17 protein-coding genes and 1 pseudogene are annotated in these 21,873 nt (G+C 71.8%); 9 read left to right on the top strand and 9 right to left on the bottom strand.

The genetic code is table 11. The features are described 5' to 3' along the window. Nucleotides 1-15 precede the first annotated feature (15 nt). From Pflav_RS12125 to Pflav_RS12120, 3 genes are read left to right on the top strand one after another with little or no spacing between them, the layout of a single operon-like run. Nucleotides 16-2,673 (top strand): RICIN domain-containing protein, encoded by a 2,658-nt coding sequence (locus Pflav_RS12125; protein WP_197938373.1) that lies wholly within the window; start codon nt 16-18, stop codon nt 2,671-2,673. Nucleotides 2,674-2,699: 26 nt separating this feature from the next. Further along, nucleotides 2,700-2,858: a hypothetical protein gene (locus Pflav_RS43520; RefSeq protein ID WP_197938371.1), complete on the top strand. Its 159-nt coding sequence runs from the start codon at nt 2,700-2,702 to the stop codon at nt 2,856-2,858. Beyond that, nucleotides 2,855-5,023: an AbfB domain-containing protein gene (locus tag Pflav_RS12120; protein ID WP_197938369.1), complete on the top strand. Its 2,169-nt coding sequence runs from the start codon at nt 2,855-2,857 to the stop codon at nt 5,021-5,023. Before Pflav_RS43520 ends, Pflav_RS12120 begins: the two co-directional genes overlap by 4 nt. Nucleotides 5,024-5,082: 59 nt before the next feature. Here Pflav_RS12120 and Pflav_RS12115 read toward each other — a convergent pair whose 3' ends face one another. After that, complete coding sequence (locus Pflav_RS12115; RefSeq protein WP_173036259.1) at nt 5,083-5,982, bottom strand: SMP-30/gluconolactonase/LRE family protein; 900 nt, start codon at nt 5,980-5,982, stop codon at nt 5,083-5,085. Continuing rightward, nucleotides 5,979-8,486: an excinuclease ABC subunit UvrA gene (gene uvrA / locus Pflav_RS12110; protein WP_173036258.1), complete on the bottom strand. Its 2,508-nt coding sequence runs from the start codon at nt 8,484-8,486 to the stop codon at nt 5,979-5,981. Before uvrA ends, Pflav_RS12115 begins: the two co-directional genes overlap by 4 nt. Nucleotides 8,487-8,587: 101 nt before the next feature. Here uvrA and Pflav_RS12105 point away from each other — a divergent pair, with 101 nt between their 5' ends. From Pflav_RS12105 to Pflav_RS12090, 4 genes are all read left to right on the top strand, one after another. After that, the gene (locus tag Pflav_RS12105; protein WP_197938367.1) at nt 8,588-9,490 is read left to right on the top strand and encodes a MerR family transcriptional regulator; all 903 of its coding nucleotides are present in this window, start codon (nt 8,588-8,590) and stop codon (nt 9,488-9,490) included. Between the two features lie 413 nt (nt 9,491-9,903). Beyond that, nucleotides 9,904-10,389, top strand: a complete 486-nt coding sequence (locus Pflav_RS43515; protein WP_197938365.1) for a hemerythrin domain-containing protein — start codon at nt 9,904-9,906, stop codon at nt 10,387-10,389. 1,088 nt (nt 10,390-11,477) lie between these two features. Beyond that, the gene (locus tag Pflav_RS12095) at nt 11,478-12,197 is read left to right on the top strand and encodes a RibD family protein (RefSeq protein WP_173036254.1); all 720 of its coding nucleotides are present in this window, start codon (nt 11,478-11,480) and stop codon (nt 12,195-12,197) included. A gap of 22 nt (nt 12,198-12,219) precedes the next feature. Beyond that, nucleotides 12,220-12,906 carry a sulfotransferase-like domain-containing protein gene (locus tag Pflav_RS12090; RefSeq protein WP_173042388.1) on the top strand — a complete coding sequence of 229 codons (687 nt, stop codon included), beginning with the start codon at nt 12,220-12,222 and terminating at the stop codon, nt 12,904-12,906. 3 nt (nt 12,907-12,909) lie between these two features. On the opposite strand, the gene Pflav_RS12085 is transcribed toward Pflav_RS12090, so the two are convergent. Then, nucleotides 12,910-13,809, bottom strand: a complete 900-nt coding sequence (locus Pflav_RS12085; protein WP_173036252.1) for an aminotransferase class IV — start codon at nt 13,807-13,809, stop codon at nt 12,910-12,912. A gap of 162 nt (nt 13,810-13,971) precedes the next feature. On the opposite strand from Pflav_RS12085, the gene Pflav_RS12080 reads away from it, so the two are divergent. Next, nucleotides 13,972-14,628 carry a hypothetical protein gene (locus Pflav_RS12080; RefSeq protein WP_173036250.1) on the top strand — a complete coding sequence of 219 codons (657 nt, stop codon included), beginning with the start codon at nt 13,972-13,974 and terminating at the stop codon, nt 14,626-14,628. A 683-nt stretch (nt 14,629-15,311) separates the two neighbouring features. On the opposite strand, the gene Pflav_RS12075 is transcribed toward Pflav_RS12080, so the two are convergent. The 5 genes and pseudogenes from Pflav_RS12075 to Pflav_RS12055 form a co-directional block, all read right to left on the bottom strand. Next, the gene (locus tag Pflav_RS12075; RefSeq protein WP_173036249.1) at nt 15,312-16,262 is read right to left on the bottom strand and encodes a lysylphosphatidylglycerol synthase transmembrane domain-containing protein; all 951 of its coding nucleotides are present in this window, start codon (nt 16,260-16,262) and stop codon (nt 15,312-15,314) included. Nucleotides 16,263-16,319: 57 nt separating this feature from the next. Beyond that, nucleotides 16,320-17,129, bottom strand: coding sequence for a class I SAM-dependent methyltransferase (locus Pflav_RS12070; protein WP_173036247.1), 810 nt, complete (start codon nt 17,127-17,129; stop codon nt 16,320-16,322). A 226-nt stretch (nt 17,130-17,355) separates the two neighbouring features. Continuing rightward, nucleotides 17,356-18,615, bottom strand: coding sequence for a glycosyltransferase family 4 protein (locus Pflav_RS12065; protein WP_232071287.1), 1,260 nt, complete (start codon nt 18,613-18,615; stop codon nt 17,356-17,358). Between the two features lie 196 nt (nt 18,616-18,811). After that, a complete protein-coding gene (locus Pflav_RS12060; RefSeq protein WP_173036245.1) occupies nt 18,812-19,210 on the bottom strand; it encodes a 6-pyruvoyl trahydropterin synthase family protein in 399 nt (132 codons plus the stop codon). Nucleotides 19,211-19,301: 91 nt separating this feature from the next. Continuing rightward, a pseudogene (locus tag Pflav_RS12055) lies at nt 19,302-20,272 on the bottom strand (zinc-dependent alcohol dehydrogenase); the annotation flags it as partial. A 214-nt stretch (nt 20,273-20,486) separates the two neighbouring features. Here Pflav_RS12055 and Pflav_RS12050 point away from each other — a divergent pair. Further along, nucleotides 20,487-21,224: a CDP-alcohol phosphatidyltransferase family protein gene (locus Pflav_RS12050; RefSeq protein ID WP_197938361.1), complete on the top strand. Its 738-nt coding sequence runs from the start codon at nt 20,487-20,489 to the stop codon at nt 21,222-21,224. Here Pflav_RS12050 and Pflav_RS12045 read toward each other — a convergent pair. Beyond that, nucleotides 21,137-21,841, bottom strand: coding sequence for an NUDIX hydrolase (locus tag Pflav_RS12045; protein ID WP_173042386.1), 705 nt, complete (start codon nt 21,839-21,841; stop codon nt 21,137-21,139). The two genes, Pflav_RS12050 and Pflav_RS12045, sit on opposite strands and share 88 nt — an antisense overlap. Between the last annotated feature and the right edge of the window lie 32 nt (nt 21,842-21,873).

The raw sequence follows: 21,873 nt of genomic DNA, 5'->3' as shown, positions 1-21,873 counted from the left end.
CTCCCGCCTGGTGCCGTGCGGGCGCAGGGCTGGCTGAGCACTCAGTTGGCCCGGCAGGTCGCCGGCCTGAACGGGCGCCTCGACCAGACCTCGCACTTCCTGCGGTACGAGAGCACCGGCTGGACCAACCCGGCGCTGGGCGGCTGGGAGGAGGTGCCGTACTGGCTGCGCGGCCTCGTCGACCTCGGGTACGTCACCGGCGATCCCACCGTGCTCGCCACCGCCCGGCGCTGGATGGACGGCGTGCTCGCCACCCAGGCGGCGGACGGCTACTTCGGCCCCGGCGGGCTGCGGACCGCGCTGAACGGGCACGCCGACCTGTGGCCGCACATGCCGATGCTGCACGCGCTCCGCTCGCACGCCGAGTACACCGGGGACGGCCGGGTGGACCCGTTCCTGACCCGCTTCTTCCAGTACATGAACGCCCAGCCGGCCGCGGTCTTCCGGGACGGCTGGGGCACCTGGCGGTGGGGCGACACGATCGACGTCGTCTACTGGCTCTACAACCGCACCGGCGCCGCGTTCCTGCTCGACCTCGTGCGGAAGATCCACGCCAACTCGGCCAACTGGCGCGACGGGCTGCCCAACCTCCACAACGTGAACGTCACCCAGGGCTTCCGCGAGCCGGCCCAGTACTGGGTGCTGTCCGGAGTGGACGCCGACCGGGCCGCCACCTACACGCTGTACGACGGGATTCAGCGGGACTACGGCCAGTTTCCGGGCGGCGGCTTCGCCGGCGACGAGAACATGCGGCCCGCGCTGGTCGACCCGAGGCAGGGATTCGAGACCTGCGGCATCGTCGAGTACATGCTCAGCCACGAGATCCTCACCCGGATCACCGGCGACCCGGTGTGGGCCGACCGCACTGAAGAGCTCGCGTTCAACTCGCTGCCCGCCGCGCTCGACCCGTCCGGCCGGGCGGTCCACTATGTCACGAGCGCCAACAGCGTGGACCTGGACAACGTCGCGAAGCCGCAGGGGCAGTACAGCAACGCGTTCGCGATGCAGTCCTACCAGGCCGGTGTCGACCAGTACCGGTGCTGCCCGCACAACTACGGCATGGGCTGGCCGTACTACGCCGAGGAGATGTGGCTGGCCACTCCGGACGGTGGCCTGTGCGCGGCCCTGTACGGCCCGTCCACTGTTACGGCGCGCGTGGGTGCCGGCGTCTCCGTCACGGTTACCGAGGAGACGGGCTACCCGTTCAGCGACACCGTCACGTTCCGGCTGCGCACGCCGTCCGCGGTAGGTTTCCCGTTCTCCGTACGTGTCCCGGGCTGGTGCCTCGACCCTGAGCTGCGGATCAACGGCGCGGTAGTGTCGGCCGGCCCGGGGCCGCGCTTCGTGACCGTCCACCGCACCTGGCGGGACGGCGACACCGTCACGCTGCGGCTGCCGATGCGACCGGTGGTGCGTACCTGGCCACGCCAGCACAACGCGGTCTCCGTCCACTATGGCGCGCTGGCCTTCTCGCTCCGGATCACGGAAAGCTGGACCCGCACCGGCGGCACCGACCAGTTCCCGGAGTACGACGTGCACGCCGGCTCGCCGTGGAACTACGGCCTTGTCCCGGGCGCCGCGGTCGCGGTCTCCACCGGTGGCAGCCTCACCGACCCGTTCACCGTGGCGAACGCGCCCGTGCGCCTGTCCACGAGCGGGCAGCGGATCGCCGCCTGGCAGGCCGACCAGCAGCGGGTGGTCGGCCCGCTCCAGGACGGTCCGGTCGCCTCGACCGCACCGGTCGAGCAGGTCACGCTGATCCCGATGGGTGCCGCCCGGCTCCGTGTGACGAGCTTCCCGCAGACCGGCGGCACCCGCGCGTGGCGCCGGCAGGGTGCCGCCTTCCGGATCTGGAACAAGCACTCGGGCAAGGTGCTGGGCGTCGACGGCATGTCCGTACAGGACTCGGCGAACGTGGTCCAGTTCGCCGACAGCGGCACCGCCGACCACCTCTGGCGGATCGTCGACGCCGGCGGCGGCTACGTGAAGCTCCAGTGCGCCAACTCGGGCAAGGTGCTCGCCGTGGAGGGCATGTCCACGGCCAACTCGGCCCGCGTCCAGCAGTACGCCGACGTCGGGTCGGCGGACCAGCGGTGGCAGCTCGTCGACAGCGGCGACGGCCACTTCCGCCTGCGTTGCCTGGGCAGTGGGAAGGTGCTCGGCGTCGCGGGCATGTCCACGGCGGACTCGGCTCAGGTGGTGCAGTACGACGACAACGGGACCGCCGACCACGAGTGGCGGCTCGTACCCGACGGCCCGGTCAAGATCCTGAACGGGCACTCGGGGAAGGTGCTCGCGGTGGAGGGCATGTCCACAGCCAACTCCGCGCGGGCACAGCAGTACACGGACGTCGGCACCCCGGACCACGTCTGGTCGTTCCTGCCCTCCGGGGACGGCTGGTACCGGATCCGCAACCAGCACTCCGGCAAGGTGCTCGGCGTCGACGGCATGTCCACGGCGGACTCGGCTCAGGTGGTGCAGTACGACGACAACGGCACCGCGGACCACGAGTGGCGGCTGCGCGTGGTCACCGGCGGCCCGGGCACCCTCCGGATCCAGAACCGGCACAGCGGCAAGGTCCTTGCCGTCCACGATATGTCCACGCTGGACTCGGCCAACGTGGAGCAGTACCAGGACAACGGCACCCCCGACCACACCTGGTTGATCCTCTAAGGCTCGGTCTTTTTTAAGGACGCACTATGAGACCACTGTTCGCGGTCATGATCCTGGTCGCCGGCCTGCTCGTGTACCCGTCACCGGCGCAGGCCGCACCCGCCAAGACCCCGCCCCTCACGACCCCCTGGACCGCTCAAGCGCTTAACGGCACGCCCTTGCCGGAGTACCCCGCCCGCAGATGACCCGCCCCGACTGGCTCAACCTCAACGGGGAGTGGCAGCTGCGGCAGTCGGCCACCGACGACGCCCCGCAGTTCAACACCACCCTCCCCGAGCGCGTCAACGTACCCTTCCCGGTCGAGTCCGCCCTCTCCGGCGTGATGCGCGCGGCCGGCGACAACCGCAACTACCTCTTCTACCGCCGCACGTTCACCGTGCCGGCGGGCTGGTCCGGGCGGCGGGTGCAGCTGCACTTCGGCGCGGTCGACTGGCAGACCACCGTGTGGTTGAACGGCAGCCAGGTCGGCGCGCACAGCGGCGGCTACGACGCCTTCACGTTCGACATCACGCCCCAGCTCAACGGCGGTACCAACGAGGTCGTCGTGAAGGTGTGGGACCCGAGCGACACCCGGCAGAACGGCAGCCTGCCGCCGATCGGCAAGCAGACCAAGACGCCGAACGGCATCTTCTACACGCCCAGCTCCGGCATCTGGCAGACGGTGTGGCTGGAGCCGACCCCTGTCTCGTCGATCAGCAGCGTCGACCTCAACCCGAACCTCTCCAACAACACCATCCGGGTACGGGTCTTCACCCGCGGCGACGTGACCGGGCACAGCGTGCTCGCCGAGGCGCTCAACGGCGGCACGGTGGTGGGCAGCGCGACCGGTGGCTTCGCCGAGTTTGCCGTGCCGGTGCCGAACGCCCGCCGCTGGACGCCGGACGACCCGTTCCTCTACAACCTGCGGGTCACGCTGCGGAACGCGTCCGGCGCGCAGGTGGACCAGACCACGCACTACTTCGGCATGCGGCAGGTCAGCGTCGGCATGGTGAACGGCGTGCTCCGGCCGCTCCTCAATGGACAGTTCGTCTTCCAGACCGGCACGCTCGACCAGGGCTACTGGCCGGACGGCGTCTACACCGCGCCCACCGACGCGGCGCTCGCCTTCGACCTCCAGAAGCACAAGGACCTGGGCTTCAACATGGTCCGCAAGCACATCAAGGTGGAGCCGCAGCGGTGGTTCTACCACGCCGACCGGCTCGGGCTGCTGGTGTGGCAGGACATCCCGTCGCTGACCGCGCAGGACGTCAACGCGGACAACGCGCAGCAGGCCCAGTTCGAGGCGGAGGCGCGGGAGATCGTGAACGAGCACCGCAGCTCGCCGTCGGTCGTCGCGTACACCGTGTACAACGAGGGCTGGGGCGAGCGGGCCCTCGCCGACACCCAGCGGGTGGGTAACGCGGTCAAGTCCCAGGACCCGACCCGACTCGTCAACGTCCACAGTGGCTACAACTGCTGCCAGTCGCTGGGCAACCCGGGCAACGGCGACATCGACGACTGGCACATGTACCTCGGTCCGGCCTCGCCGCTGCCGTCCGCCTCGCGGGTCGCGGTGCTCGGCGAGTTCGGTGGGCTCGGCCTGCACACGCCCGGCCACGAGTGGAGCCCGAGCGGTGGCTTCTTCGCGTACGAGTGGCAGCCCGACTCGACCGCGCTCACCAACCGGTACGTGGGACTCGTGCAGGGTGTACAGAACCTGATGGTCGGCAAGGGCCTGAGCGCCGCCGTGTACACCGAGATCACCGACCTGGAGGGGGAGCTGAACGGCTTCCTCACCTATGACCGGCAGGTGGTCAAGATGGACCAGGCCCGCGTCCGAGCGGCGAACCAGGCGCTCATCGCCGCGTCCCGCTCGCTGCCGAGCACCGCGCGGGTGCAGCTTCCGGTGAACGGCCGGGTCTCGTTCCAGGTCACCACGCCCGGCTACACCGACCGGTACCTGCGGCACCAGAACAGCCTCGCGTACACGGAGGTGGTCAACGCGGCCAGCCCGGCGCTGCTGAAGAACGACGCCACGTACACCGTCCGGGCCGGCCTGGCCGACGCGAGCTGCTACTCGTTCGAGTCGGTCAACTTCCCCGGGCAGTTCCTGCGCCACGCCAACTCGCGGGTGCAAAACTCGGTGAACGACGGCAGCGCACTCCTGCGGGCCGACGCCACCTGGTGCGCGCGCGGCGGGCTGACCGGCGGCGGGGTGTCACTGGAGTCGTACAACTACCGCGGTTCGTACCTGCGGCACGCGAACGCCGAGGTGTGGATGGGTGACGGGTCAGGCGGTGCCGCGTACAACTCGCCCGCGCCGTGGGCGGCGGACGCGACCTGGAATATCGTGGCGCCCTGGGCGCCGTAGGGTTCTGTCCTTTGTTGACTCCCGCCGCCCCAGCTGGTGACCGGGGCGGCGGGTCTCCCTCACCGGTAGCGGCCGGCGGTCACGTTGACGCGCAGCGAGTAGACCGTGCTGGTGGCCGTGATGAACAGGTCGTTGCGGCGCGGCCCGCCGAACGCGAGGTTCGCGACGACCTCCGGTACGAGCAGCTTGCCGATGAGCGTGCCGTCCGGCGCGAAGACGTGCACGCCGTCGTGCGCGGAGACCCACAGGTTGCCCCGGTGGTCCAGGCGCAGGCCGTCGAAGGAGCCGGCGGTACAGGTGGCGAAGACGCCCTGCTCCTTCAGCGCCCCCTGGTCGTCCACGTCGAACAGCCGGATGTGCTTCTCCCGCGTGTCCACGATGTACAGCTGGCGCTCGTCCAAAGTGAACGCGAGCCCGTTCGGCCGGATGAAGTCGCCGGCGACAAGCCGTACCTCGCCGCTGCCCGGGTCGATCCGGTAGACGTTGCAGGCGCCGATCTCGCTGTCCGCCTGGTAGCCCTCGTAGTCGCTGTCGATGCCGTAGCTGGGGTCGGTGAACCAGATCGAGCCGTCCGCGCGCTCCACGACGTCGTTCGGGCTGTTGAGCCGCTTGCCCTGGTACCGGTCGGCGAGCACGGTGACCGAACCGTCCGGCTCGGTGCGGGTCACCCGGCGGTTGCCGTGCTCGCAGGTGACCAGGCGCCCCTGCCGGTCGACGGTGTTGCCGTTGGCGTATCCGGACGGGGCGCGGAAGACGCCGACCGCGCCGGTCGTCTCGTCCCACCGCAGGATCTGGTTGTTGGGGATGTCGCTGAAGACGAGGTAACGCCCGGCGGCGAAGTAGGCCGGGCCCTCCAGCCAGCGGCCGCCCGTGTGCAGCTTGACGAGGTACGCGTCCCCGCCGTACCCCGCGAAGCGCTCGTCCAGAACCTCGAAGCGTGCCTCGATCCGATCCGTCATGAGTTTGAGCTTGCCATGTGCAGGTGCTTTCCGGTCCGTGACCCACTTGCCGCCACCTGCTCGGGCGTGCCTTCCGCGACCACCTCGCCGCCCGCGGACCCACCGCCTGGACCCAGATCCACCACCCAGTCGGCGGCGCGGATGACGTGGAGGTCGTGTTCGATGGCGAGCACGGTGTTGCCGGCGTCGACGAGCCGCTGGAGCACGCCGAGCAGCCGGGCGGTGTCGGCGGGGTGCAGCCCGGTCGTCGGCTCGTCCAGCAGGTAGATGGTCCGGCCGGTGGACTTGCGGGCGAGTTCCTTGGCCAGTTTGATGCGCTGCGCTTCGCCGCCCGACAGGGTCGTGGCCGGCTGCCCGAGCGGCAGGTAGCCGAGCCCGACGTCGGCGAGCAGCCGCAGCCGGTTGGCCGCGCCGGGCACGTCCGCGAAGGCGTCCAGCGCGTCGGCCACCGTCATATCAAGGGCCTCGGCGATATCGTGTCCCCGGTACTTCACCGAGAGCACCTGGCGGTTGAAGCGCCGCCCACGGCACGACGGGCAGCGCACCTCCACGGCCGGCAGGAAGTGCATCGACACGCTCAGCACACCCGCGCCGGTGCACCGCTCGCACCGTCCACCCGCGACATTGAACGAGAAGTGCCCGGCCGAGAGTCCCTGTTTCCGCGCGTCCTCCGTTGCCGCGTACGCCTCCCGGATCGGCGTGAACAGGTCTGAGTACGTCGCCGCGTTGGACCGCGGCACCCGCCCGATCGCCTGCTGGTCGATTGTCACCACCTTGTCGAGGTGCTCCCACCCGTCGATCCCGTCGTGCGGGCCCGGTGGGTCGCCGGCGCCGTGGAAGTGGCGGCGGGCGGCCCGGTCGAGGATGTCGAGAAGCAATGACGACTTGCCCGAGCCGGACGGACCGGTGACGGCGACGAGGAGGCCGAGCGGCAGCCGTACCGTGATGTCTTTGAGGTTGTGGGCCCTGGCCCCGCGGACGGTAAGGGCGCGGTCGCCGGCGGCGCGGCGGGTGGCGGGCACCGGCACGGTCCGCCGGCCCGCGAGGTGGTCGCCGGTCACCGAGCCCGCGGTGGCGGCGACCTCTTCCGGGGTACCGGCGGCCACGATCCGCCCGCCGTCCCGCCCGGCACCCGGCCCGACGTCGATGACGTGGTCGGCCGCGCGGAGCACGTCGAGGTCGTGTTCGATGACCAGGACGGTGTTGCCGAGGTCGCGCAGCCGGCGGAGCACCTCGACAAGCCGCTCGGTGTCGGCGGGGTGCAGGCCGATGGTGGGTTCGTCGAGCACGTACAGCACGCCGGTGAGCCCCGAACCGAGCAGCGCGGCGAGCCGGAGGCGCTGCGCCTCGCCGGCCGAGAGGCTGGGTGTGGCGCGTTCCAGCGTCAGGTACTCCACGCCGACGTCGACGAGCCGCCGTACGCGCTCGCGGAGGTCGTCGATGACCGGCTCGGCGAAGCGTCGTTCCTCATCGGCCGCCCGCATGGTGGTTATCCAGGTGGCGAGGTCGCCCAGCGGCATGCGGGCCGCGTCCACGATGGACAGTCCAGCGACCGTGACCCGGCGGCTCTCCGGCTTGAGGCGGGTGCCTTCGCACTCGGGGCAGGTCTCGGTGGTGAGGAACTGCTCCATCTTCTCCCGGTAGGCGGTGTCCTCGACCCGGTCCGCGTACCGGCGCAGCACGTTCGTCAGTACCCCCTCGAAGCGTCCCTTCGCGACGGTCGCGGGCGGCGGTGTGTCCGGGAAGTGCCGGGTGAACTCGGCGCTGCCGGCGCCGTGCAGCAGGAGGGCGCGGGCTGCCGGCGCCAGGTGCTTGACCGGCGTGCCCGGCGCGAACGCGAAGCCGTAGTGGCGGGCGGCGGCCCGCAGCACCGCGATGTTGTGTTCGGTGAGGGCCGGCGGCCAGCCGAGCACCGCGCCGCCGTCGACACTCCGCTCCTCGTCCACGAGGCGGGCGGCGTCCGCGCGGTGCACGGTGCCGATGCCGGTGCAGGTGGGGCAGGCGCCGGCCGGCTTGTTGAACGAGAAGTCGCCCATCACCAGGTTCGGCACCGGTGCGCCGCAGTGCGGGCACGGGAGGGCGTCGGTGGCCGCCTCGTCCCAGTCGTCGTCGCTGGCCACGTCATACCCGGGTGGTACGTCGGCGCCGCAGGAGGGGCAGGGCCGGTGGCCGATGCGGGCCCAGAGCAGCCGCAGGTACGTGAAGACCTCGGTGGCGGTGCCCACTGTGGAGCGCGGGCTGCGGTTGGTCAGATGCTGGTCGATGCTGATGGAGGGGGAGAGCCCGGTGATCGAGTCGACGGCCGGCTTGCTCACGAAAGCGGTCACCATCCCGAGCGACTCGAGGTACTGCCGCTGCCCCTCGCGGTGCAACGTGTCGAACGCGAGCGTCGACTTGCCCGACCCGGACAGCCCGGTGAGGACGACAAGCTGGCGCTTGGGTACGGCGAGGGTGACGTTCTTCAGGTTGTGCAGCCGCGCCCCGGTGACCGTGATCCATTCCATACCTTCAAGTCTCTCATTGAAGCTCCCGTAGAGGGTTCTGTGCGCTCTGCCTCGTATGCTGGTGCTCAAACCCTCAACACGTTATGGAAGGGGGCGGTGGAGTGCGCACGGTCGACCTGGCGCGCGCGGCGGGCGTGTCGACCCAGCAGATCCGCAACTACGAGGAGGCCGGCCTGCTGCCGCCGGTGCCCCGTACGGACAGCGGCTACCGCACCTTCGACGAACGCCACCTGAAGGCCGTGCTCGCCTACCGCGCCCTGGCCGCCGGCCACGGCCCCGAGGCCGCCCGCGGCATCATGCACGCGGTCCTGGCTGGCGACGTCGCGGGAGCACTCGCCCTGGTCGATGCCGGCCACGCCGCCCTGCACGAGGAGCGCGCCTCCCTCCGCACGACGGCGGCCGCCTTGGAGGCCGTTGCCGCCGCTCCCGGTGGTCGTTCTGCCGCGGGCGCCGTCCCGGTGGACGGTGGTCCTGCCTCTCTTCGCGCGGCGGTGGCCGCCGCTGCCGGTGGTCCGGTTGTCGCGGGTGTCGGCCCTGTGGATGGTGGGTCTGTGGACGGGCCTCGTCTTGTGGACAGCGGCCCTGGGGGTCGTGCTGGGGCTGTAGGCGGTGGGCGTCCGGGCGCCGACGGCGTCGCGGCGCCCGGTGGCGGGATCGAGCTCAGCGTTGGCGAGCTGGCCGCCGAGCTTGGGGTGCGGCCGTCGGCACTGCGGGTGTGGGAGGCGGCCGGCCTGCTGTCGCCGCGACGGGAGCGGATTACCGGATACCGCCGCTACGGTCCGGCCGACGTCCGCGACGCCCGGATGATCCGGATGCTGCGCCAGAGCTGGTATCCCCTGCCGCGGATCGCCCCGATCCTCGAAGGCCTGCGCCGCACCGGCAGCAGCGACGCGCTGCGCGAGGCCGTCGCGCACCGCCAGGCCGAGCTCACTCGCAGGTCGGCGGCTCTCCTCGACGGCGCCGCCCACCTTAGCCGCTACCTGGCGGACTTCCCTCCGGGCTGATGTTGGCCGATGCGGCGTTCCGGCCCTTGGGCCGCCCCGCAGGCCCCCTGATCGGCACCGCCGACCCCGGTCTGGGGGTGACGATCACCTTGCTGGTGGCGTGGCCGAGGGGAACAAGTTCTCCGTGTGCGCCGTGGACACAGTGGACTGAGCGGCCGGCCAGTCCTGGCCGGGCCGCCGGTCGATCTTCGTCGGCATGCGGTGTTCCGGCTGGCGCGAGGCCGGCATCCCGGCGCGCGAAGCTGGCGCCGCACTCGCTGCGGCACGGCCGGTCTGGGTTTAGAGGACTCGCGGCTAGGCGCCGGCGTGCGTTTTTTGGGGACGCGCGTGGGCCGTTGTTAGGGTGGGTGTCAGCGTCGCGTGCCGGTGACGGGCAGCGTCAGGCATGGAGGCGCCAAACCGGAAGGTCCGCTGTGGTCACCCACGACCGCGCCACCGCGCTCAGCATCCAGCTCACGCTCACCCATCAGGCTCTCCGCGAACGCGTCGCCGTGCTGCGCCACCAGCTGCGGTCCGGCGGCCAGGGCGGGCCGCCGGCCGGTTCTGACCTGCTCGAACACTGCACCAGCTTCTGCGATGCGCTGGAGCGGCACCATACCGGCGAGGACGGCGGGCTCTTTCCCGCGCTGCGGCGGAAGTTTCCCGAGCTCGCGCCGATGATCGACAAGCTGGCCGAGGATCACTGGCTGATCGCCGGCATCCTGCGACGGGTCGGCGAGCTGGCCACCGCCCACAACGCGGATCCGGCGGCGGTCGCGGGCGAGCTGGATGGGCTAGCCGCCATCATGGACTCCCATTTCGCCTTCGAGGAGCGACGTATCGGCTCCGCGATCGACGCGCTGAAGGCAACGCGGCGCGAGATCGCGGCCGCCGAATGGCTGATCGCCGGCCAGCCATAGCGCGGACGGCGTCGTTCGCAACGTGAGATCGTGTCGGATATCCGTCGGGCGGCCTGGGGGTAACGCCGGTACATTCGTTGGCGCGGCTGGAAAGCCGGTCGGGGTCGTGGGGAGACCGTGGGGGATCTTGAACGCTACCTGCTCGTGGTGAGCGGGCGCCTGGTGTCGGGCCGGGGCTTGTAACGCCCTTCGGCGGCACCGCCTCCCTGGCGCAGCCACCACCGGAAGTGGTCGCGGCCTCACGGAGCTTCCCTTGGTGGTCGGGGCGCCCTGCGCGGCACTGGGAACCGTGCTGGAAGCCCCGACCACGCCCGCCGCAACGCGTTCTCCCTCCGCCCGCCCGGCGTGCCGCTGGCCGCGTCGTTGTCAGGCCGCGCCGCGTGAGACGACGTGCGGGCTTGGCTGGCGCCGCTCCGTACGACCCGGAATCTTCCCTGTTCGGCCTTCGCGCCGGGCCTGGTCGGCCCGTTTGGTGACCCTTGCTTCCGTTCGCCAATCGGCGGCGCCGCACCTATGTCCCGCGACGACGACCTGACCGAGGACGCGCCTGACCGCCCCAGCCCACGCTCGCCGACCTGCCTGACCTGTTCGAGGAGTCCGGGGTATGTTCGCTGCTCGGCCACACTCGCGGGGTCTATGACCGCCTGTTCGGTGACCGGTCTCTTTCGCTGGTCGGCGGTGTCGCACTGTGTCCGGGTATGTTCGCTGCCCGGCCGCTCTCGGCGGGGTCTATGAACGCCTGTTGGGGACCGGTTTCTTGCGCAGGTCGGCGGTGTCGCACTGTGTCCGGGTATGTTCGCTGCCCGGGTCGCCCTCGCCGGCCAATGACCGCCTGTTCAGTGACCCGTCTCTGCCGCCGGTCGGCCGCCCCGCGCCTTTGTCGGGGGATGAGTCCCGCGCTCGGTCGTCGTGCTGGGGCCTGACGGCGGTTTGTTCGGTGGGCTGTCTCTTCCGGCTGGCAGTCGCCGGTTGGCGGCGCCGCGACGCGTGCCCCAGGTAAGTTCGTGATCGGGTTGTCTTCCCCGTACGTGTGTATCTGTAGACCATCCTGTGTATCTGTGGACGCATTCGCGAGGAGGGCTCGATAAGTGGGTGAGCGGCCGTACATCCTGCTCAGCTGCGGCATGTCCATCGACGGTTACCTGGACAATGCGGGTGGGAAGCGACTGCTGCTCTCCAACGACGCCGACTTCGACCGGGTGGACGACGTGCGGGCGAGCTGCGACGCCATTATGGTCGGCGCGGGCACGGTCCGGCTGGACAACCCACGGCTGTTGGTCCGCTCAGCCGAACGTCGTTCGGAGCGGGTGGCTCGCGGGCTGCACCCCACGCCGATCAAGGTGACGGTGACCGGGCGCGGCGAACTTGACCCGTCCGCCGACTTCTTCCGTACCGGGGCTGTGGACAAGCTTGTGTACTGCGCCAGCGAGGCTGTGGACAGCGCCCGCAAGCGGCTGGGCGATGCGGCGACCGTGGTGGACGCCGGTGAGCCGGTCGACTTCTGCCAGATGCTGACCGACCTCCACGAACGCGGTGTGCGCCGGCTGATGGTCGAGGGCGGTGGGCGCGTGCACACCCAGTTCCTCACCGCGGGACTGGTGGACGAGCTGCACCTGGTGATCGCGCCGTTCTTCGTGGGGGACTCCCGGGCGCCGCGGTTCGTCGGCGACGGGGCGTTCCCATGGGGTCCGGAGCGACGGGCCGCGCTGGTGGAGGTGCGCCAGATCGGTGACGTGGTGCTGCTCCGGTACGCGCTGTCCGAGCGGTTCGACGAGAGTGCCGGGTGCGGCCGGTTCGAGGAGGGCTGACCCTGTGGTGACCCGGGTGGCGATGTGGTCGGGGCCGCGGAACGTATCGACGGCGCTGATGCGCAGCTTCGGCTCGCGGGCGGACACGCTCGTGGTCGACGAGCCCCTGTACGCGTACTACCTGGACGCGACCGGGCTCGACCACCCGGGCCGCGACGATGTGCTGGCCAGCCAACCGTGCCGCTGGGAGGAGGTGGCAGCCGACCTCACCAGCCCGCTCCCGCCGGACATCGCCGTGTTCTACCAGAAGCACATGGCGCACCACCTGCTGCCGGGCGTCGGGCGCGACTGGCTTGTAGGGCTCGCGCACGCGTACCTGATCCGCGACCCGGTGCACGTCGTCGCCTCGTACGCCAAGGTGAGGGGTGCCCCAACTTTGGCCGACCTGGGGTACGCGCAGCAGGTGGAGATCTTCCGCGCCCACGGCGGTCCTGTGGTGGACGCGGCCGACCTGCTGCGCGACCCGGCCGGCGTGCTGGAGCGGCTGTGCGTGGCGCTCGGCATCGGGTACGACCAGGCGATGCTGAGCTGGGCACCCGGGCGGCGGGAGACTGACGGGGTGTGGGCTCAGCACTGGTATGCGGGAGTTGAGGCGTCCACCAGGTTCGGGCCGTACGCACCGCCCGACGGGCCGGTGCCGGAGCGGCTGGTGCCGCTGGTGGAGGCGGCCCAGCCGTACTACGAGGAGCTGTACCCCCACCGTGTCTGAAGCTCAGACCACGGGGGTGCCGTTCGCGCGGGCGTGGGTCACGTAGAGGTCCGCGATCCGCCCCGTCATGGGCCCTACCTCGCCAGCGCCGATCACCCGACCGTCGATCTCCGTCACGCCGGCGATCTCGCCCATGGTGCCGGTGCAGAAGACCTCGTCCGCCGTGTACATCTCGGTGAGGCTGATGTCGCGGACGGCGGCCGGGATGGCGGCGGCCTCGGCCAGGCGCAGTACCGTCGCGCGGGTGATGCCCTCGGGGCAGGCCGCGGTGCTCGGAGTGGACAGCGATCCATTGTGGACGGCGAAGAGGTGGGTGGCGTTCGTCTCGGCGACGAAGCCGCGGCCGTCCAGCATCAGCGCGTCATCCGCGCCGGCGACGGTGGCCTCCATCTTGGCGAGGATGGAGTTGAGCAGGTTGTTGTGGTGGATCTTCGGGTCGAGCACGTCCGGTCCCGGTCGGCGGACGCTGGAGGTGATCAGGCGGAGGCCGCTGGTGTCGTACACCGGAGGCTTGTGCTCGGCCAGCACGATGAGAGTGCAGCCGCTCTGGTTGAGGCGCGGGTCCATGCCACTGGTCACCTTGACGCCGCGGGTCAGTGTCAGTCTGATGTGGACATTGTCGCGCATATCGTTGGCCCGCAACGTCTCCGCGACCGCGGCGGTCACCTCCGCTGGCGAGGGGATGCCGGCGAAGCCGAGTGCGGTCGCCGACCGCCGCAGCCGTTCCAGGTGGGCGTCGAGGCCGAAAATCCGCCCCTCGTACAGGCGGAGCCCTTCCCACACCGCGTCACCACCCTGTACCACGGAATCGAAGGGCGAGATGCCCGGCTCGTCACGGTGGCGGAGCACGCCGTCGACCCAGTACCGGATGTCGGCGTTCCGTTCGTCGTAGCGCTGCAACATGATCCAAACGCTATCGGCAGTCTGGTGGCGCGGATGCAAGGGCGTCCCGCGAGCTGTCCGCGTTACACCCGTCGCGCGATGTTCGCACCAGTCGCGAAACTAGAGATCCACTGGGGGTTTCGCCTGGTGTGAGCCCATATCGATGGCACTACGGTGTCCGACATGCGACACCTCTGGACCTTGATTGCCGCCATCTTCATCGCGCCGCTCGCCTGGGTGCTGCTCGCCTACGGGCAGGACCGCTCGATCCAGGCCTTCCTGAACGAGGATGCCGCGGGGGCGTTCCAGAACGGCGACTTCATCCGTCCCGCGTCCTGCCTGGCCGCCACCGGGTTGCTGCTGGGACTCCTGGGGACCCTGCGCGTCTCCCCGGCGGGCGCGGTGCTCACCGGGCTTGTGTACACAGGCAGCTACCTCGCGCTGCTGGCGAGTCCTGACGCGGTCCTCAACTTCCTGCCGGGTCAGATCTCCCTGGCCGGCCGGGAGGCCGACCTCGAGACGCCGCTCCGTACGGGTTCCGCGATGGTGCTGGGCGCCGCGCTGCTGCTGGCGGTGGTGAGCGCGGGCCGGTGGCGCCGCCCGGAGACGGCGAGCGAGGCTGACGACCTCGTGGTAGAGCAGCCGCTCGGTGTGGAGGGGCTGGACCTGCCGGCTCCGGACCGCGTCGTGGATCCCGAGAGGATGCCCGTGGGCGCCGCGTCGCGGTGGTCGGGCGAGGGTGCGCACAGCCTGGTGCCGACCCAGCGGCAGAGCCGCTGGCAGGACTTGACGCAGGACTCAGATCCGGGTGCGCGGCGCTGGCCGACGACGGGCGAGTAGCACCGCCGGCGCTCGGAAGAGACCAGCCTCGGCCTGCGACAGAGACCGCGGCCATGCGAGGGGACGGGACCGCCTCGTATGGCCGCGGTCGACACCGGCTTGGGCGCGGCCTACGCCGATGAGGCCGGCACGGGCGGCCTGCCTGGCCTGAGCGGCTGGTTTCAGTCTGGCCTAGCGCTGGCGCGGCCCGCTTCGGTCGGCCTGCGGCCCGTGCGTGGTTGGGTGCGGCTAAGTGGCTGTTTAGGCGCGGTTTAGCGCTGGCGCGGCCCGCATCCGTATGCGAAGCCCGTACGTGGTTGGGTGTGGCTAAGGGCTGGCTCGCTAAGTGGCCGTTAGGCGCGGCTTAGCCCTGACGCGGCCCGCTTCGGTCGATCTGTCCGTGTGGGTGGTTGGTGCCGCTTCGCGCTGGCGTGGTCCGTCCCGGATGATCTGGCCCCCGGGTGTGGCTGGTTGGGCCGGCTGAGGGCTGGCGCGGCCCGCCCTGCGTGGCCGTGTGGCTGTTGGGTGCGGCTTCGCACTGCCGCAGCCTTCGCCAATGGCCTGAGTGGGGCTTACGCACACGGGTGCCGGTGTCGCGGCTGGTTGCGCATCCCTCGGTGCGATTCCAGCCGGAACCCCACCCCGCAAACTCCAGCGGACGCCGGCACGGCCCAGCCCGCGCCGGGGCTGGCTCGGAGCGTGGCTTACGCGGGTGTGGCCTGCTCAGCCGGCGGAGTCGCCGGCCGGAGCCACCGCACCACAAGGACCGCCGCACCGGGGAGGCTGGCGGCGAAGGCGAGCACCCCGTACACGACGGCGATCGTCAGGCCCAGGCTCGGGCTCAGGCCGGCCGCGCCGAACGCCCACGCCGTCACACCCTCGCGCGGACCCCAGCCGCCCACGTTGAGCGGGAGGAGCATCGCCAGCAGCGCGAGCAACATCAGCGGCGCCAGCCGGGCGAACGACGCGGTCGAACCGGCCGCCCGCGCCGCCACCAGGAACGTCGCCAAATGCCCCGCGATCACCAGCGCCGAGGACACCAGGATGCCCGGCCACACGTGTCGGGCGAGGAGGCCGCGGCGGATGTCGGCGGCGGCCGTTCCAAGTGCTCGGGTGACCAGCGACGCACCCTGTCGCCGCCGGGCCCACGCGACCAGCCCGCCGGTCACCGCGGCGGCGAGCACGACGGCGGCCGCGATCTGGACGAGCTGGTTGCGGGGCACGATCGGCGACGGGAGTACCAGCAGCACGGACAGGCCGACGACGACGAAGACGGCGGTGCCGGCGGAGCGTTCGAGCACGACCGCGCGGACGCCGCGGCCAACGTCGCCGGTGTCGCGGCCGTTGCGGACGGCCCGATGCACGTCACCGAGGATCCCACCGGGCAGCGCGGCGTTGAGGAACAGCGCGCGGTAGTAATCAGCGACCGCGCCCCGCAGCGGGAGCTGGATCCCCAGGCCGCGCGCGACAAGGCACCACCGCCAGGCGCTGAGCACGGTGGTGAGCAGCCCGATGCCGAGGGCGGCGAGGAGGGTGCTGCCGTCGATCACGTAGAGCCCGTCGAGGAACGCGCCGGTGCCGAGGCGCCACACGAGCGCGCCCAATATGGCCAACCCCCCAAGTACCTTGACCCAGGCCCACACCGACCGTGCCACGCAGCTCTCCCTCGCTCAGATCTCTCCCGCAACTACGGGAAGAGCGAGGGGAACGGTTCATCTCGGTCGCGAGGGGAAGGCGATCAGGTCGACGTGGTCGATCACCGCGCGGAGGTCGCCCGCCGCGACCGCGTCCAGACGGCGACGCAGGTACGCCGCCGCGGGCTCGGCCAACTCGGGGCGCTGCTCGACCGCCGCGCCGACCCAGCCGCGCAGCCACTCGGCGGCGAGCGCCGCCTGCTCGGGACCGAGCCGCCACGGGCTGGGCTGCTCGACCAAGGTCGCGCCACGCCGGGTGAACGCCTCCACCGCCGCCCCGGGCGCGTCCGGCCCAAGCAGTGCGCGAGCGCCATGCGTACGGCGCTGGTGGTTGTTGAAGGCGGCCTCAAGTTCGTCGTCGAGGGGGTCGGCGGGGGAGAGCTCCACCCGTCCGGCCACCGACAGAGTGAACAACGCTGGGCAGCCGGCCTCCGTGCACGCCTCGGCCAGCCCGTCGACCTCCTCGGCGGTGAGGAGGTCGAGTAGCGCCGAGGCCGTGACCAGAGAGGCGCCGGCCAGGTCCGCTGCGGTCAGGCCGGTGACGTCACTCTGCCGCGTCTCGACGGTGACCATCGGGAACGGTGACATACCGGCCGCCGCGAGCGCGAGCAGCCCGGGGTCGCGGTCGTGCATCACCCAGTGCTGTGGTCCGCCGAGGCGGGGCGCCAGCCAGCGCCCCATCGAGCCACTGCCGGCGCCGAGGTCGCGGATCACCGGGCGGGTGGTGCCGTCGAGGTACTCACGCAGAGGGTCCAGCAGCTCGACAGCGCGGGCGTCGGCGTCGGCCGGCTCCCGCAGCGCCAGCCAGGCCGGGGTGAACTCGCTCAACGTGCCTCCCTCGTTCGGTGGTCGGGCCCCGCGTGCGCCCTACCCTTTGTCACGCGTCGGGTGCCGTTCCGCGGCGCGGTCCGCGCAGCGCGCCGTTGTCACGCTTCCGGGCGCCGCAGCCGTCCAGCCTCCCGAGCCGTTCAGTGGCACGGAGCGTGGCGTCCCCATGTCGTTTGCTATCTCGTCACGCCTGGCGCACCGCTTGCGGCGCGGCCCGCGTGGACTGTCACAGTGCGTCCAGCACGGCGGCGAGTGCCCGCGCGGTCGCGTCCCAGCCGTCCAGCGTGGAGCGGCGAGCCGCGGCCGCCGCGCGCAACTTGACCCGCACCTCAGGTTGCGTGAGCCACCGCCTCAGCGCGTCTGCGAGCGCCGCCGAATCGCCGGGCGGCACCAGCATCCCCGGCCGTACCCACCCCGACCCGGCCGGCTCGCCCGGGGTGTCGACGCCTTGTCGCGCGGCCGCGCCGGCTCCACCACCCGCCACCGCGCCGGTGCCGGCCTGGCTGGCGCCGGCTCCACCCGGCCTCGTCAGCGACCACGATGACGGGTCGGCCGGCCGCGGCTGGCTGGCGTCATCGGCGAGTCGCCCGGACGGGGTTGCCGAGTCGGGCGGGTCGGCCTGATCCGGCGGTGCCGGTGCCCAGCCGAGCGCCTCCGGTACGCCACTCACGTCGGTCGCGAGCACCGGGACGCCGCGGGCGAGAGCCTCGGTCACCACCATGCCGTACGTCTCCGCGCGCGACGGCAGGACAAGGAGGTCCGCCTCGGCGTAGCGGGCATCTAGCTCCGCACCCACCAGCGGGCCGGCGAAGTTGACCCGCCCGCCAAGTTCGTCGGCCGCTGCGGCCACACGGGCGGCGTACGGTGGGTCGCGGTCGAGCGCGCCGGCGAAGTCGCAGGTCCAGTCGAGTTCCGCGACGGAGGCGAGGGCGGAGACCAGCACATCCTGCGCCTTGCGTGGGATCACTGCGGCGACGCAGAGCAGGCGTGAGCCGTTGGCGGTACCCGCTGACCGGGGTGCCGGGTCCACCCCAGGGGCGGCGACCCGTACGCCATCGAGACCGTGCAGTGCGGCCAGGCGCCGGGCGGCGCCCTCGCTGGTCGCGATGACGGCGCCCGCGGCCCGGAGGGTCTCCCGCTCGCGGGCGTCCAGGTCGCCGTCGCCGGCCTCGTCCACGAGCGGGAGGTGCACCAGAACGGCAAGCCGTAGCCGCGCCGCCGCGGGTACCACCACGTCGGGCGCCGCGCACGCCACCAGGCCGTCCAGCAAAATGAGACCACCGTCAGGTACCGCTGCGAGGGTGGCCGCCAGGCGGGCGACCTGTGCGGCGTCCGGGCGCGGCCAGTCGCCGTCCGCGGCGTGCTCGACGACCCGCCAGCCCTGCGCGGCCAGCTCGTCGCAGGCCCGCCGGTCGTAACGGTTGCCGCCGCTGGGGCCCGCCGGGTCGTCCACACCGGCCGGGAGCACTACGTGCAGGGTGGTCACGGCGCTTCCCCGTTCCGCCCCACGCCGCGCCGTTGCGGTCTACGCGGGCGGGCCGCGGCGTCCGGCCGTGCTGCCGCTCGTACTGCGGCGCCTCGCGGTGCCGGGCCGGAACGCTCGCTCGAAGGGGTCGCTCGTCGCTGACCCGCGCGCCGTGCGCGGGCCGCGGCGCCTCGCGGTACTGGGCCCGGTCGCTCGCTCACAGGGGCCGCTCGTAGCTGGCCCACGCGGCGTGCGACTCGTGCAGCGTGACCGTGATCCCGGACAGCCCTCGCGCGCCCTCGCCGAGCGCGCCCGCGGCCACCCGGTCGGCGAGACGATCCGCGATCACCTTGGCCAGGAACTCGGTGGACGTGTTGATGCCGGCGAACGCGGGTTCGTCGTCGAGGTTGCGGTAGTTCAGATCGCCCAGCACCTCGCCGAGCTGCGCGGTGGCGAGCCCGATGTCGACCACGATGTTGTCGGCGTCGAGCTCGGGCCGGCGGAACGTCGCGTCGACCACGAACGTCGCGCCGTGCAGCCGCTGCGCCGGGCCGAACACCTCGCCGCGGAAGCTGTGCGCGACCATGATGTGGTCCCGGACGGTGATGCTGAACAAACCCTCAACCTCCTGGGGCAGTGTCGGTGGGTGCGCCGCCAGCTCCGGTCGACGGGTTCGCCGGATCGGCCGGCGCCGGCGCCGGGTCGGTGTCGTAGCGTACGAGGTGGCACAGCGCGGGCAGCTCCCCGCCGGCGAGCTTGGGCAGCAGCGCGGGCAGCTCGTCGAAAGTTGACTCGCCCGTCAGCAGCGCGTCGAACGCGGGGTCGGCGAGCAACTCCAGCGCGAGCGCGAGCCGGTCCGCGTACGTCCGCCGCCCCTTCACCGCCGGTGACACCGTGCCCACCTGACTGCTGCGCACGGTGAGCCGGCGGGAGTGGAAGTGCTCCCCGAGCGGGACCGTGACGGTGCGGTCGCCGTACCAGCTCAGCTCGACCACCGTGCCCTCCGGTGCGAGCAGCTCCAGCGAACGGGCCAGACCGGCGGACGTCGCGCTGGCGTGGATGACCAGGTCGCGGTCGCCGGCCGCGCCCTCAGGCGCGGCGAACTCCACGCCGAGAGCGGCCGCGGTCACCGCGCGGGCCGGGTCGGCGTCGACAAGCTGCACCCGCGCACCGGGGAAGCGGGCCAGCACCGCGGCGACACTGCACCCCACCATGCCCCCACCGACCACGGTGACCCGGTCGCCGACGAGGGGGTCGCGTCCCACAGTGCGTTCACGGCGGTTTCCACCATGCCGGCGAGGACGGCCCGTCGCGCAGGCACGCTGTCCGGTACCGGCGTGACGGCGGACGCGGGGACGACATACCGGGTCTGGTGCGGGTACAGGCAGAAGACCGCGCGCCCGCGCAGCTCGTCCGGCCCGTCCTCCACAAGGCCGACGTTCAGGTAGCCGTACTTGACGGGGGCCGGAAAATCGCCCTCCTGGAACGGTGCGCGCATGGCCGCGTGCTGGCTCTCGGGCACCCCGCCACGGAAGACGAGCGTCTCTGTCCCCCGGCTCACGCCCGACCAGAGCGAACGCACGAGCACCTCGTCCGGACCCGGCGGCGCGAGGGTGACAGGGCGGATCTCACCGGCGCCGGGAGACCTGAGCCAGAACGCTCGACCACGGAGCGTCATGGATCTCCTTCCGTGGCCGATGAACCAAACCGGCCCGTTTCCCGTTTTCCAGTCCAAGGGCCCAGGTAACCATACGTGGTGGGGCCCTACCCGCCAGACAACTACGGAGGAACGTTGACTGTCAGCGACCGGCCCCTCGAAACCACCCCACCGTCGATGGGCACACAGCGGGACTGGCGGTGCAGTTCGTTCTCCTGAGCATGCTGGCCGCGGGGTGGGCCTCAACGCGGCCGGTTGGGCGGTCGGCGTGGTGTACGCGGTCGGCACGTGGGTGCTCCTCGGGCGGGCCCTCCGCCGCTCCGGTACCACGTTCCTCGGCCCGGCCAACCAGGTCACGCTTGCCCGCGCGACGCTCGTCGGCGGCGTGGCCGCGCTGGCCGCGGACTGGCTCACCGGGCACGCCGTGCCGGTCGTGGTCTTCGTGACGCTGGCCGCGGTGGCGCTCGCACTCGACGCTGTGGACGGCCAGGTGGCCCGCCGCACCAACAGCACCTCGGCGCTCGGCGCGCGCTTCGACATGGAAGTTGACGCCGTCCTCATTTTGGTGCTGAGCGCGGTCGTCGCCCAGTTCTTGGGCCCGTGGGTGCTCGCCATCGGCGCGTTCCGGTACGCCTTCGTGGCGGCCAGCTGGGCGCTGCCGTGGCTGCGGGCCGCCCTGCCGCATCGGATGTCCCGCAAGACCGTCGCCGCGATCCAGGGTGTGGTGCTGGCGGCGGCGAGTTCCGGAATACTGCCGTACCCGATGGCGATGGCCGTCGTGGGTACGGCGTTGGCGCTGCTGATCTGGTCCTTCAGCCGGGACGTGGCCTGGCTGTGGCGGGCCCACGAGATCCAGCGGTTCGTCGCCGCCGCCGTGGCGCTGCCCTACGCCCCAGAGTCGGCGAGCGGCACCGGCGGGAACGCTCCGCGCAGCATCGGGGGGAACAAGGTCCTCGCCGGCCCGCGGCGGTAGAGGGCGGCCGGGCGTCCGGTCTCCAGGACCCGCCGCTCGCCGGTCGGCTCGAGGAAGTCGGCGGCGTTCGTGACCTTGCGATGGAAGTTGCGGGCGTCGATCGAGACGCCCCACACCACCTCGTACACCCGGCGCAGCTCGGTCATCGTGAAGACCTCGGGGCAGAAGGCGGTGGCGAGGGTCGTGTACTCCAGCTTGGAGCGCGCGCGGTCGACCCCGTACTCGACGATGCCGAGGTGGTCGAAGGCGAGCTTGACATGGCCCGAGAGCACTGACCACACCGGCTGCCAGCGGGCGGCGCGGGCATCACTGCCGCCCACCGGCACCGGCAGGTCGGGCGCGATCGCCAGGTAGGCGACCGTGACGACCCGGCCGCGCGGGTCGCGGGCCGGCGCGGCGAAGGTGCGGAGCTGCTCAAGATAGAGGCCGCCGCGATCGAGCGCGGTCTCCTCGGCCAGCTCGCGCCGGGCGGCGGGCTCGGCGTCCTCGTCCGGCCCGATGAACCCGCCGGGCAGCGCGAGTGCTCCCCGGAATGGCTCGACCCCCCGCTCGACCAGGAGCACTTGCAGCTCGTCGTCGCGGATCGTCAGGACGACGACGTCGACGGTCACGGCCATCCCAAAGAACTGCGGCTGCGGTCCGCTCACGG

This window comes from Phytohabitans flavus (assembly GCF_011764545.1).
GTDB lineage: Bacteria > Actinomycetota > Actinomycetes > Mycobacteriales > Micromonosporaceae > Phytohabitans > Phytohabitans flavus.
The sequence above is the reverse complement of the archived record's forward strand: the minus strand, read 5'-3'. Positions and strand labels throughout refer to the sequence as shown.